The 13971-nt window shown below is 66.6% G+C and carries 6 protein-coding genes; 5 read left to right on the forward strand and 1 reads right to left on the reverse strand.

Features of this window, described 5'->3' with window-relative positions:
- Positions 1-80: 80 nt before the first annotated feature.
- From llg_RS12850 to llg_RS12865, 4 genes are all read left to right on the forward strand, one after another.
- Positions 81-1664: a hypothetical protein gene (locus llg_RS12850; protein WP_338285070.1), complete on the forward strand. Its 1584-nt coding sequence runs from the start codon at positions 81-83 to the stop codon at positions 1662-1664.
- Between the two features lie 1036 nt (positions 1665-2700).
- On the forward strand, positions 2701-3846 hold the full coding sequence (locus llg_RS12855; protein WP_338285071.1) for a glycoside hydrolase family 88 protein: 1146 nt from the start codon (positions 2701-2703) through the stop codon (positions 3844-3846).
- A 91-nt stretch (positions 3847-3937) separates the two neighbouring features.
- The gene (locus tag llg_RS12860; protein WP_338285072.1) at positions 3938-6076 is read left to right on the forward strand and encodes an alpha-galactosidase; all 2139 of its coding nucleotides are present in this window, start codon (positions 3938-3940) and stop codon (positions 6074-6076) included.
- Between the two features lie 154 nt (positions 6077-6230).
- Positions 6231-7982, forward strand: coding sequence for an ABC transporter ATP-binding protein (locus llg_RS12865; RefSeq protein WP_338285073.1), 1752 nt, complete (start codon positions 6231-6233; stop codon positions 7980-7982).
- 301 nt (positions 7983-8283) lie between these two features.
- Here llg_RS12865 and llg_RS12870 read toward each other — a convergent pair whose 3' ends face one another.
- Positions 8284-9372, reverse strand: coding sequence for a LacI family DNA-binding transcriptional regulator (locus llg_RS12870; RefSeq protein WP_338285074.1), 1089 nt, complete (start codon positions 9370-9372; stop codon positions 8284-8286).
- A 278-nt stretch (positions 9373-9650) separates the two neighbouring features.
- Here llg_RS12870 and llg_RS12875 point away from each other — a divergent pair, with 278 nt between their 5' ends.
- Positions 9651-13943, forward strand: a complete 4293-nt coding sequence (locus llg_RS12875) for an autotransporter-associated beta strand repeat-containing protein (RefSeq protein WP_338285075.1) — start codon at positions 9651-9653, stop codon at positions 13941-13943.
- The last annotated feature ends 28 nt before the right edge of the window (positions 13944-13971 follow it).

Here is a 13971-nt window from a genome sequence, read left to right on the forward strand (position 1 = left end):
AAACGCTTTGAAGCCCCGGCCGATCACAGGAAATGGCGGGTCATGTCCCATTTTCTCCAACTTCCCAAACGACATCCCCGATGGCTTCCCCGAACCTCTCGATCCACGCCGCCGCCCCCGGCACGCCGCTGCACCCCCACTGGAACGTCTGCGTGGGCGCGGGCCGGGCGAACGAGGGGCTGCGGGCTGATTGGCAGGAGCAGATGGACCTGGCGATCGCGAGCTGCGGCTTCCGCTACGTGCGGTTCCACGGCCTGTTCCACGACGACATGTTCGTCTACAAGGAGGTGGACGGGAAGGCGGTCTACAATTTCCAGTACGTGGACACGCTGTTCGACCGGCTGCTGGACCTCGGCATCCGGCCGTTCGTGGAGCTGGGGTTCTGCCCCTCCGACCTGGCCTCGGAAAAGGGCACGGTGTTCTGGTGGAAGGGGAATGGCGCGCCGCCGAACGATTACGCGAAATGGGCGGAGCTGGTGCGCCGCACGGTGCAACACTGGGTGGACCGCTACGGCATCGACGAGGTGCGGACGTGGTACTTCGAGGTGTGGAACGAGCCGAACCTCGGGCCGTTCTTCCGTGGTACTAGGAGCCAGTACTTCGAGCTCTACCGGGTGAGCGTGGAGGCGATCAAGGGGATCGACGCGGGGCTGCGGGTGGGCGGTCCCTCGACGAGCAATTTCGTGCCGGACGCGCGCTTCGATGGCGAGCTGGAGGATTTCACCGAGCATCGCACGGTGCTGGAGGCGGCGGACCTGGACGCCCTGGACTGGCGGCCGGTGTGGGTGGAACGGTTCCTGGAATGGTGCGCGGCGGAGAAGCTGCCGGTGGACTTCATCTCGTGCCATCCGTATCCCACGGACTGGGCGCTGGACGAGCACGGCCAGGGCAGCAAGCTGACCCGCGGCGCGGGGGCGACGGCGCGCGACCTGAAACTGCTGCGCGCGATCGTGGACGGCAGCGCGTTTCCGCAGGCGGAGATCCACCTGACGGAGTGGAGCAGCAGTTCCTCGCCGCGGGATTTCACGCATGACTTCCTGCAGGCCGCGACGTTCATCGTGCGGGCGAACCTGGAATCGATCGGCACGGTGGACTCCCTGGCCTACTGGACCTTTACGGACGTCTTCGAGGAAGGCGGGGCGGGGGATACGATCTTCCACGGCGGCTTCGGGATGATCAACGTGCAGGGGATCGTGAAGCCGAGCTTCCACGCCTATCGTTTCCTGGGCGAGCTGGGCGACGAACTGCTCCAGCGCTGGGACGGCGGGGTGGTCACACGCTGCTCCTGCGAGGAGAAACTACGGGTGTTGGCGTACCATTATCCGGCGGAGATGGCGTTGTCCGTGCCGGCGTCGTTCGAGACGCGGGACAAGGCTTATGAAACGCTGTCGCTGGGATCGCCGGAGGAGTTCGCGCTGGAGCTCACCGGCCTGAAACCCGGCGCGGTCTTCACGATCGAGACGCTGGACGCGGATCACGGCAACGCGATGGGGGCGTGGGTGGCGATGGGCTCGCCGGAGACGCCGACGCGCGCGCAGACGGAAAAGCTCAGCGCGCTGGCCCAGGGCACGCTGCGGGAGCAGGCCACCGCGGACGTGGCGGGCGTGCTGCGGCTGCGGCGGACGCTGTCGCCGTGGAGCGTGGTGCTGGTGCGGGAGAATTGAGAGGGGGCCGTAGGGTCAACACGCCGAGATGACCGGGCGGTGGAGGTGGTTCGCGGGGAAGAAGGTCGCCCGATTGGATGAGGGGATGGGACGGGCCGTCGGCAGCGGACGGGACCGTTCGACCCGGTCGCCCCGGCGGTGCGACCCTACCTTTGCAGCGGGCCTCTGGAGGTAGGGTCATCTCGCCGAGATGACCGGGCGGTGGAGATGGTTTGCGGGGAAGAGGCCGTCCCAGTGGACGAAGGGGTGGGACCCACCCGTGGGAGCGGACGGGAACGCTAGACCCGGTCGCCCCGGCGGTGCGACCCTACCTTTGCGGCGGGCCTCTGGAGGTAGGGTCATCTCGCCGAGATGACCGGGCGGTGGAGGTGGTTCGCGGGGAAGAAGGTCGCCCGATTGGATGAGGGGATGGGACGGGCCGTCGGCAGCGGACGGGACCGTTCGACCCGGTCGCCCCGGCGGTGCGACCCTACCTTTGCAGCGGGCCTCTGGAGGTAGGGTCATCTCGCCGAGATGACCGGGCGGTGGAGATGGTTTGCGGGGAAGAGGCCGTCCCATCAGACGCAGGGATGGGATGCGCCGTCGGCAGCGGACGCTACCATTCGACCCGGTCGCCCCGGCGGTGCGACCCTACCTTTTGAAGCGGGCCTCTGGAGGTAGGGTCATCTCGCCGAGATGACCGGGCGGTGGAGGTGGTTCGCGGGGAAGAGGCCGTCCCAGTGGACGAAGGGGTGAGACGCACCCGTGGGAGCGGACGGGAACGCTAGACCCGGTCGCCCCGGCGGTGCGACCCTACCTTTGCGGAGAGCTCTCCGCCGTGTATGATTTCACGCGGGCTTGTATGTATTCGCCAATTTTGATACGCATCATTCGCCGGTTTCCAAGGAAACCGGAGGCGGGGTTTCCAATCCGGTGAAGCGGTGGATGATGCCGGTGTCACCTGCTTTGTCCCCCGCATTGCGAATCCCGCAGAGGAAAACGGGTGACGACGACCATTCACAAAGTTATGTGCGTTACCGCCCTCCCAACCGCCAGCTTGACCGAAGAAACGCTGAAGAGCGCCTTCGACCTGTGCGTTTCCAAGACCCGCCTGAACATCGAGGCGATGGTGGATCATCCGACGACCTGGGCCTTCGCGCAGAACGGCGACTACGCCGCCTGGCCGGAGGGCTTCTTCGAGATCGGAAACTGGACGAACTCGTTCTTTACCGGCATGGCGGTGCTGTCCTGGCTGGACACGAAGGAGCCGCACTTCCTGAAGCAGCTCGAGCGCATCGAGCCGTTCTACAACGCGAAGGTGAACGTGGCGATCCACGCGGTGGAAACCATGCACGACATCGGCTTCCTCTACTCGCTCTACTCGGTGGCGCTCTACAAGAACACGGGCGACAAGCGCCAGCGCGCGCTCGGCCTCCGCGCGGCGGAGGTGCTGGTCGGCCGCTTCGTGCCGGAGGGCAACTACATCCGCGCGTGGGGCCGGATGGACGAGCCGGACACGGATTACGCGGGCCTGGCGATCATCGATTGCATGATGAATCTTCCGCTGCTCTTCTGGGCGGCGGAGGAAACCGGTGACGCCAGGTTCCGCGAGATCGCGATCCGCCACGCTGACACCACGCTGGCGAATTTCGTCCGCGCCGATGACTCGGTGTACCATTCGTTCCGCTTCAATGCCGACGGCTCGCCGAAGGGCGGGGACAACTACTGCGGACGTGGTATCGAGTCCCACTGGGCGCGCGGCACGACGTGGGCGATGTATGGTTTCGCGATGGCCTACCGCTACACCGGCGACGAGCGTTATCTGGACGCCTCGCTGCGGGTGACGCGGAAGTTCCTCTCTCTGCTGGATGACGAGGTGGTGCCGGTGTGGGACTTCCGGCTGAATCCGGGTGAACCCTTGCTGCGGGATTCTTCCGCCGCGGCGGTGGCCGCCTGTGCCCTGCAGGAACTGGAGGCGCTCGGGAAATCGGAGGACGCGTTCGGCGTGGCGAAGGATAATCTGATCGCGCGGCTGTGCTCGGAGGACTACCTCAATGCCGATCCGGCGGTCCGCGGTCTGCTGCGCGATGCCGAGGTGGGTGATGGCGTGGGCAAGGCCCGCTCCGCCTACACGAGCTGGGGCGACTACTACTTCATGGAAGCGCTCGGCCGCGAGCTGGGTCTGGCGGTGAACTGGTGGTGAGCACCAAGGAGTAGGGACATTCCTGTCCCGTTCTTCATCTTTTCTTTTGATAGTCCAAGAACGGGACAGGAATGTCCCTGCTCCTTGATTCATGCGAGAGATCCTTTTCACCCACACCTTCGGCGACACGCTGGTCCGCTATCCCTGGGACCCGGCGACGGGCATCATCGGCCTCGAACTGGTGCCAGCCGCTAAGGCCGGTGCCATCGTCGAGCCCCGTGAAAGCCTGCGCGGCGAGGACTTCATCGACGTGCTGCCGGGCGACGACCCGTGGCCGGCGCGGCCGGTGGAGTCGCTGGTGCAGTTGAAGCTGGTGGGTGACCAATACCCCGGTGCCTTCGCGCAGGGCCACACGCTGCGGAATTCCGGCACGGTGGCGGCGTTCCGCTATGAGTCGTTCGCGATCGTGTCGAGCGGGGACGCGGAAACGATCGCGGTGAAGTTGCTCCGCGACGATGGTTGCGAGGCCGTGCATCGTCTGACTTGGAAGAAGGGCGATGCGGCGCTGACGGTTTCGACCGTGTTCATCAATCGCTCGGAGAAACCGGTGACGCTGGAGATGCTGTCGAGCTTCTCGCTTTCCGGAATCACGCCGTTCGAGGCGGCGGATGGCGAGGGTCGCCTGCAGGTGCACCGTTTCCGCTCCGGCTGGAGCGCGGAGGGGCGGCTGGAAACGCGCTCGGTGGAGGAGCTGCATTTGGAAAGATCGTGGAGCGGGGCGGGGGCGTTCAGCGAGCGCTTCGGCCAGCTCGGCACGATGCCGGTGCGGCGCTGGTTCCCGTTCGTGGCCGCGGAGGACACGGCGGCGGGCGTGCTGTGGGGTGCGCAGCTTTGCTGGGCGGGCTCGTGGCAGATGGAGGTGTTCCGCCAGCACGATGACCTGTGCCTGTCCGGTGGGCTCGCCGACCGCGAGTTCGGCCACTGGATGAAGACGCTCGCGCCGGGCGAATCGTTCGAAGCGCCGCCGGCGTGGATCGCGTGCGTGGCGGGGGGCTTCGATGACCTGTGCGACCGCCTGACGGCCATGCAGGACGCGGCGGTGAACGAGCAGCCGGAGGTGGAGCAGGACCTGCCGATCGTTTTCAACGAATGGTGCACGACGTGGGGCGATCCGAGCCACGCGAACGTCACCGGCATCGCCGACCGCCTCCAGGGCACGCCGGTGCGCTACCTGGTGATCGACGCCGGATGGTACAAGGAGGGCACGAACGATTGGAGCAGCGGCCACGGCGATTGGAAGCCGAGCGAGCTGTTGTTCCCGAATGGTCTCGCCGCCACGGCCGCGGCGATCCGCGAGCGCGGCCTGATCCCCGGCCTGTGGTTCGAGATGGAAACGGTGGGCTCGCAGAGCACGGCGTTCTCGATTGGAAAGCATTTCATCGAACGGGATGGCATCCCGGTGACGGTGCGCGAGCGCCGGTTCTGGGACATGAACGATCCGGTGGCGGTGGCCTACCTCACCGAGCGGGTGATCGACCTGCTGGAGAGCTGTGGCTTCGGCTACCTGAAGGTGGATTACAATGAAACGGCGGGTCTCGGCTGCGATCATCCGGATTCGCAGGGCGAGGGGCTGCGCCGCCAGGTGGAGGGATCGTACCGCTTCTTCGAGGAGCTGCGCCGCCGCCTGCCGGAGCTGGTGATCGAGAACTGCTCGTCCGGCGGCCACCGCCTGGAGCCCTCGATGCTCGGGCGCACGGCGATGTCGTCGTTCTCCGACGCGCACGAGCTGGTGGAAATCCCGCTGATCGCGGCGAACCTGCACCGGCTGCTGCTGCCGCGGCAGAACCAGATCTGGGCGGTGCTGCATCCACGGGATGGCGTGAAGCGCCTGCAATACAGCCTGGCGGCCACCTTCCTGGGTCGCATGTGCCTGTCCGGCGGCATCCAGGGGCTGGACGCCGCGCAGTGGGCGGTGGTGGAGGAGGCGATGGACTTCTATGGAAAGGCCGCGCCGGTGATCAAGTACGGCACCAGTCGTAGATACGGGTCGACGGGAGCGAGCTGGCGGCATCCGCGCGGCTGGCAAGCGGTGGTCCGCGTTGCGGAAACGCGGGCGCTGGTGGTCACGCACGCCTTCGCGGACGCCCCGGCGCGGGTGGAGGTGCCGGTGGGCGAGGGCTGGCGGGTGGCGGCGCGTTTCGGCGCGGGCAGCGCGGCGCTTTCCGGCGGCACCCTGCTGGTGCAGACCGGCGGCGATTTCTCGGCGTCGGGCGTGTTGTTGGAGAGGTAGCTTTTTCGGTGGCGCGGGCTTTTCGGGACAGAATTAACAGAATTTTCAGAATTTACTAAATTCATAGTAATAAATGCGCTCATGCCGGAATGACCGTTTTTCCAATTTTTGTTAATTCCGAAAATTCTGTTAATTCTGTCTGAAAAAGCCCCCGATGAAGGACTCCGAATTCAACTCCGCGAAACCGTGGCGCACGCTGTGGGCGTTGTTCCGTCCCGAGCGCCGCGCATTGCTGCTCGGTGAGTTCACCTATCTCCTGAAGGCCAGCCCGGTGTGGGTGCTGCCGGTGGTGACCGCGAACATCATCGACGCGGTGGCGCGGCACGCCGCGGACGGACCGCGCGTGATCCTGGTGAACGCGGTGATCGGAGCGTCCCTGATCCTGCTGAACATCCCCACCGGCCTGCTCTACGCGCGCTTCACCAGCCGCGCGATCCGCGGGCTGGAAACCGGGCTGCGCTCGGCGCTGGTGCGTCGGCTCCAGGTGCTGCCGATCTCGTTCCACGGCAGCCGGGGCACCGGCGCGCTGCAGACGAAGGTGCTGCGGGACGTGGAATCGATCGAGCAGATGAGCCGCCAGTTGATCGATGGCGGGACCTTCGCGGTGGTGAGCATCCTGGTGGCGATCGCGGTGACGGCGGCGCGCATGCCGGTGTTCGTGCCGGTGTTTTTCCTGCTGGTGCCGGCGGTGCTGGTGATCCGCCGCAGCCTCAGCGCGCGCCTGCGCGGGTTGAGCACCGAGTTCCGGGAAAGCATCGAGGGCATGAGCTCGCGGGTGCTCGGCATGATCGCGATGCTGCCGGTGACCCGCGCGCACGCGGCGGAGGACGAGGAGATCGCGCGGGTGGAGGACACGCTCGGGCGGGTGCGGCAGGTCGGCCAGCGGCTCGACCAGCACAACGGGCTTTTCAGCGCGGTGGGGTGGGTGACGTTCATGCTGGTCCAGCTCGCCATCCTGGTGGCGGGCGCGTGGTTCAGCTACCGCGGCACGCTGGCGCTGGGACCCGGCGATCTGGTCCTGCTGTCCGGCTACGTGGCGGCGGTGGTGTCCGCGGTGATGCAGCTCAATGCGATGCTGCCGGTGATCACACGGGGCTTCGATGCGATCCGCTCGGTGGGCGACATCCTGGAGGAAACGGAGCGCGAAACCATCTCCGGCGGCGAGGTGCTGGCGGAGGTGAGTGGGGATTTCACGTTTGAACACGCGGGCTTCCGCTACGCCGATCCGGACGGAAAGGGCGCGAGGTTGGAAGGAATCGATCTCACGGTGCGCGCGGGCGAGACGATCGGCATCATCGGGCCCAGCGGCTCGGGGAAATCCACGCTGATGAACCTGGTGATCGGCTTCCACCAGGCGGGCGAAGGCCGGGTGCTGCTGGATGGGCACGACATGACGGCGCTGGACCTCCGCAGCTACCGGCGGCACCTCTCGGTGGTGGGCCAGCAGACGCTTCTCTTCGATGGCACGCTCGGCGAAAACATCACCTACGGCGCGGGACCGGTGGGCGCGGAGCAACTGGCCGTGGCACTGGAGGCGGCGAACGCGGCGGAGTTCGTGGCGAAGCTGCCACACGGGCTGGAGACGCGGATTGGCGAAGGCGGCGCGCGTTTGAGCGGCGGCCAGCGCCAGCGGATCGCGATCGCGCGGGCGCTGCTGCGGAATCCCCGGGTGTTGATTCTCGATGAGGCCACCAGCGCGCTGGATGGCGAGAGCGAGCGGCTGGTGCAGCAGGCGCTGGACCGGCTGATGGAGGGACGTACGACGTTCATCGTAGCGCACCGTTTGTCGACCCTGCGGCGCGCCGACCGCATCGTGGTGCTGGAGGAGGGTCGCGTGGCCGCCATCGGCACGCCGCGCGAGCTGGCGGGAAAGGACCCGCAGCGCTTCCGCGAGCTGGCGGCGTAAAGGTAGGGTCGCACCGCCGGGGCGACCGGGTCGAATGGCTGGGTCCGCTGCCAACGGAGCGTCCCATCCCTTCGTCCAATCGGGCGGCGTTTTCCATGCGAACGAATCTCCACCGCCCGGTCATCTCGGCGAGATGACCCTACCTCCAGAGGCGGGCCGTAGAGGTAGGGTCGCACCGCCGGGGCGACCGGGGCAAATGGCCGCGTCCGCTGCCAACGGAGCGTCCCATCCGTTCGTCCAATCGGGCGGCGTGTTTCTTGCGAACGAATCTCCCCCGCCCGGTCATCTCGGCGAGATGACCCTACCCCGCCTTCGCCGCCTTCTTCCTCGCGGCCTTCTTCCCGCTGCGGTCGGGCAGGCTCGGGCCGTCCACCCACGTTCCCTCGACCAGGATCTGGCGGAAGATCTTCGGAATGCCGCGGGCACCGTCGTTGATGATCGAGTTCAGCATCAGCAGGCCCACCCGGCCGATCTCCTCGGGTTGCTGGTTGATGCCGGACTCGCACTTCGCGTCGAGAATGCTGGTGACCGCGAGGGCCACGTCGTCCGGCACCTTCAGCCCGGCCTTGGCGATGAGGTCCACGCAGCCCATGTCATCGGTGAAGATCGCGTCCGGCTGTTGCTCGTCGTACCACGACTTGAAGCGCGCGGTGACATCGCTGGATTGGGTGGGGGAGTCGGTGACGAAGACGCTGAGGCGGTCCTCCTGTGGAATGAAACGCTGGGCCGCGAGATAGCCGGCTTCGAACAGGTGGCCGCGCATCAGCGCGTCGGATTCATTGGTCACGAACGCGACGCGGCGGTAACCGCGTTCACGGATTTTCTCGAAGGCGAGCATCGTGTTCGCCACTTGGTCGGCGGTGACGAGGTGGCTGCGCGGGTTCGAGAGCGAGCGCCCGAAGCGCACCACGGAGTAGTGTTGCCACGGGAAGTCCTGCCAATCCGGCCGCGGCTTCTGCGGGGGAATCAGCAGGCCGTGGATGCCGCGGGCCTGGAGCACCTGGTGGAGGCGCTGCGGCGTCATGTCCCGGCCCATGCGGAATTCCTCGAGGCGGTAGCCGAATTTCGCCGCCGCGGTGCTGGCTCCCTGCCAATAGGCGTCGAACTCGCGGTAGCTGCGCAGCTTGTCCGGTTCCGGCCAGGCATTGATCCAGGCGAGGCAGGAGGTGATCGGGGAATCGGTTTTCGCGCGGCGGTAGTGCGCCAGCGCGGCGAGCATCGGGTCCGGCCGGTAGCCCATCTCCTCGGCGGTCTCCTTGATCTTGATGCGCAGCGCCTCGGAGATGCGCGGATGGTTCCGCAGCGCCAGCGAGACGGTGGCATGGCTCACGCCGATGTGCTTCGCGATGTCACGGATGCTGACGCGGCCTTGGGGTGGTTCCTGGGACATGGCGGTAATGGGGCGGGAAATCGAAACGAGGGGCACTCTACTCAGGTTCCGGCGGTTTGATAACGAGGAACCATGAATGGTTACCACTGTAACTGGGGAGTCGCTAGCGATTAAGGACATGGGATGGCTACAGGTGGATCACGTTCGATCAAAAATAGCCATTTGAGTGATTCTGGGTTGTTTTTGGTTTGTGTTAGAAATCGAAGAATAAACCCCGATTGGAACCGGATTCCCCCATTTGTTGACCCATGAAACCCTCGAAACTTACAAAATTTCTGATGAAATCCAATCTTGGATTCCTGTGCTGGTGTGCAGTTATCGGCATGGAGGCGGGTGGCGTGGCTTCTGCCGCCACGGTGACGTGGGACGGTGAAGGCGGGGTGTGGTTCTCGGTGGCGGCGAACTGGAGCGGCGACGTCGTCCCGGTGGCCGGGGACGCGCTGGTGTTCAGCGGAAACGGCAGCTACCTCGCCAGCAGCGGCGCGCTGTACACCGGAGCGGTGGTGGTGGGTGCGACCAACGACTTGGCCGCGGGCACGGTGTTCAACGGCATTTCGTTCGACTCCCGCTGGCAGGGCAACCGCGTGCAGGGCAACCAAATCACGCTCGGCGGGGACATCGCGAATGGCCACCGCCTGATTCCGCAGATCATCTCCGCGCCGCTGGCCCTCAATGCCACCCGCACGGTGGACGTGTCCTCGCAGTTCAGCACGCTGACGCTCTCCGGCATCGTGTCCGAAACGGTGGCCGGATCCGGCCTCACGAAGACCGGCAGCGGCCTGCTGGTGCTTTCCGCGGTGAACACCTACACCGGCGCGGTCGCGGTGAATGGCGGCACGCTTTCGATCGGAGCGGACACCGGTCTCGGCACGGTGCCGGGCGCGGCCACTCCCGCCAGCATCACGCTCAATGGCGGCGCGTTGCGTTCCACCGCCAGCATCACGCTCAACGCGAACCGCGGGATCGCGCTCGGAGCCTCCGGCGGCACGATCGATGCGAACAACGCGATCGTTTACAACGGCATCCTCGCGGGCAGCGGCGGCCTGGTGAAGACCGGGGCGAACACGCTCACGCTCGGGGCCGCCAGCAGCTACACCGGCACCACCACCGTCAACCAGGGCATCCTGAAACTCGACTTCAGCCAAGCGGGTGCTCCGGCTTCGAACATCCTCGGCGGCGCGCTGGTGCTCGATGGCCTCAGCTCCGCCCTCAACGGCAGCACGTCCTCCACCACCGCGAACCCGACGCTCAATGTCACCAGTGGCAGCGCGCTGGCGAACAGCCAGACCTTCAGCGGCACGACGATCAACGGCGGCCAGCAGAGCATCAGCACCACCCAGACCGCGGGCGGCACCGTGCTGCTCAACCTCGGCGCGATCACGCATAACGCGGGCGTGGTGAACTTCTCGCTCGCGGGAGCCTTCTCGTCCGGCGTCAACGCCATCACCACCACCACCGCCAATGCCGCCTCCGGCATCCTCGGCGGCTGGGCCTCGATCAATGGCGCGGATTACGCCGCCAACGATGGCGCGAACAATCTGGTGGCCTACACCGGCTACGTGGTGCTCGGGAACGCCGCCACCATCGGCAGCCTCGCCACCAGCAACGTCCAGACCCAGGCGACCGGCGCGATCGGGCTCTCCACGGCGAACGCGGCGACCACCGACATCAACACGCTGAGTTCCTCCACCGCCTCCACCGGCGCGAAGACGGTGACGGTCGGCACGGCGGGCACCGGCAGCACCGGCGTGCTGCGCCTCGGCGCGGATGGCGGCCTGCTGCTCGGCAGTGGCAGCGGTACCCTCACGATCGGCAACGTGGCGAACAACGGCACTCTCACCGCCGGTGGCGCGGACAACACCGCGGGCGTCCTCCACCTCATCAACCACAGCACCGCGGGCAACCTTACTATCAACTCGAAGATCGCGGACAACGGCACCGGCGCGGTGTCGCTGCGGGTCGGCACCTACGCCACTCCGGCGATCAACACGGTGCTCACGCTCAACGGCACCAACACCTTTACCGGCGGCATCGTGTTGAACGGCGGCCGCCTCGCGGGCACCCCGGCCGGTTTCAGCTCCGGAGCCATCACGGTGCGGAATGGCGCGCAGGCCTACCTTACGGGCACCGGCACCTACACCAACGACTTCAACCTCGCGGGCAACGGCACCAACACCGCTGACACCAACTCGGCCCTCCGCTTCCAGGGCAACTCCGTCTCCGGGAAGATCACGCTGATCGGCGACACCAACATCGCCCTGCGCAACTCCACAGGTAACGCCATCTCCGGCCAGATCACCGGCGGCTACAACCTGACCATCACCGGCGCGGGCGCGACCGGCGGCAACATCACCCTTTCCAACACCGCGAACAACTGGACCGGCAACTTCACCGTGGACACCGAGACGGTGAAGCTCGGCGCCTCCGAGGTGATCCCGAACGGATCAGGCGCGGGCAGTGTGATCGTGACCGGCAACGCGGCATCGATTCTGGACCTGAACGGGTTCAACGAAACGATCAACGGCCTCGCCGCAACCGGCGCGAACGGTTTCATCCAGAACAGCGCGGCCTCCACCACCTCCACGCTCACGATCGGCGATGCCGGCATCAGTTCCCAATACGAGGGCGTGATCCGGGACAACGCGGGCACCGGTGGTGTCCTCGCGCTGGTGAAGACCGGCGCGGGCAACATCCAGCTCGCCGGCAACAACACCTTCACCGGTGGCGTCACCGTGAAGGCGGGCATCCTTTATGGCGGCACCGGCGGCGCGGCCTCCACGCCCTTCGGAGCGGTCACCAGCACTCTCACGCTGGGGGATACCACCGGCACCGCTTCGGCCACCCTGCGCCAGAGCAACACCGGTAAGACGCTCGCGCACCCGATCACGGTGGTCGCGGGCAGCAGCGGCACGAAGACCCTCGACACGCTCGGCGGCGGCCAGACCTTCACCTACTCCGGTGCGGTCACCCTCAATGACTCCGTGACCGTGGCGACCTACGCGGGCAACTCGAACGTGATGGCCCTTAGCGGTGCGATCACCGGCACCGGCGCGGTGAATATTATCGGCTTGCCGAAGGGCGGGAACGTGAACATCAGCGGCGTGGTCGCGGGAGCGAACACCGGCATCGTCATGAGCGGCACCGGCACGATGGTCCTCTCCGGCCAGAGCACCTTCACCGGCGCGGTCACCGTGAACTCCGGCACCCTCCAGGGCGGGGCGTCGGCGGTGAACAACGGCACCACCGGTCCATTCGGCAATGTCTCCGCGGGCGGTCGCTCGATCGCGGTCAACACCGGTGGCACGCTGCTGTTCTCCAGCAGCAACGTCTTCGGCAACAACACCGTGGCCGATTCCGCCCTGCCGGCCATCGCGGTGAACGGCGGCACCCTCCGCACCACCCGCTACGCCACCGTCGGCGAGCTGGATCTGAGCAACGGCGCGACGGTGACCAATACCGCCACCGACACCGGCAACTACCAGTCGCTCGCCCTGCGCGGCGCGGTGGTCGTGTCCGGTTCCGCTGCTTCCAGCATCGTGGCGACGGCGACCTCTGCCACCCAGTATGGCTATCACCTCGGCGCGAGCACCTCGTTCAGCGTCGCGGATGTCACCGGTTCCAGCGCCACGGACCTCACCATATCCGCCGCGCTGCGCAACCAGTCCGGCGACTTCGCGAACGCCGCGGGTGGCCTCACGAAGTCCGGCGCGGGCACGATGGCGCTCACCGGCGCGAACACCTACACCGGTGCCACCACCGTGAGCGCGGGCACCTTGCTCGTGGATGGAAGCACCGCCGCGGGCAGCGCGGTGAGCGTGGCAGCCTCCGGTACGCTGGGCGGCACCGGTACTGTCGGCGGCGCTGTCACCGCCGCGGGCAAGATCGCCCCGGGCGACACCGGCACCGGCACGCTGACCACCGGCAACGCGGCTTTGACCGGCACGCTGGCCGTCCAGGTGGATGGCGCGGCCACCGACAAGCTCCAGGTGAACGGCAACCTCGATCTCACCGGAGCCACCCTCAATGTCAGCGTGCTCGGCGGCGGCTTCACGGCCGCGTCCTATGTCATCGCCGAATACACCGGCACGCTCACCGGCACCTTTGCCAGTGTGCCGTCCGGCTACGCGGTGGCCTACAACGCGGGGACGGGCGGCAAGCAGCTCATCCTCACGCAGGTGGCGAGCGCCTACAACGACTGGGCGACTTCGAACCTGTTGGACGGCACCAACAACGGTCCGTCCCAAGATCCGGACCACGACGGCATTTCGAACCTGCTCGAGTTCGTGCTGGGCGGCAATCCGCTCTCGGCTTCCTCAGACGTGCTGCCGGTGCAGATGTTGGACAACGATTACCTGTGGTTCATGTTCTCGCGGAACGGGATTTCGAAGACCGATTCGACGCTGGTGGTGCAATGGAGCACCGACATGGCGACGTGGACGGACATCGCGGTCGGCATCGAGTCGTCGGGGGATGGCACGGTGACGGTGAGTGATCCATACGTCACGGTGAAGATCCCGCGGACCCACGCGGTGAATGGCAGGCTGTTCGCCCGTCTGAAGGCGACGCGCTGAGACGGCACGGATTTCCAGGCGGGGTGCG

The organism is Luteolibacter sp. LG18 (assembly GCF_036322585.1).
GTDB lineage: Bacteria > Verrucomicrobiota > Verrucomicrobiia > Verrucomicrobiales > Akkermansiaceae > Luteolibacter.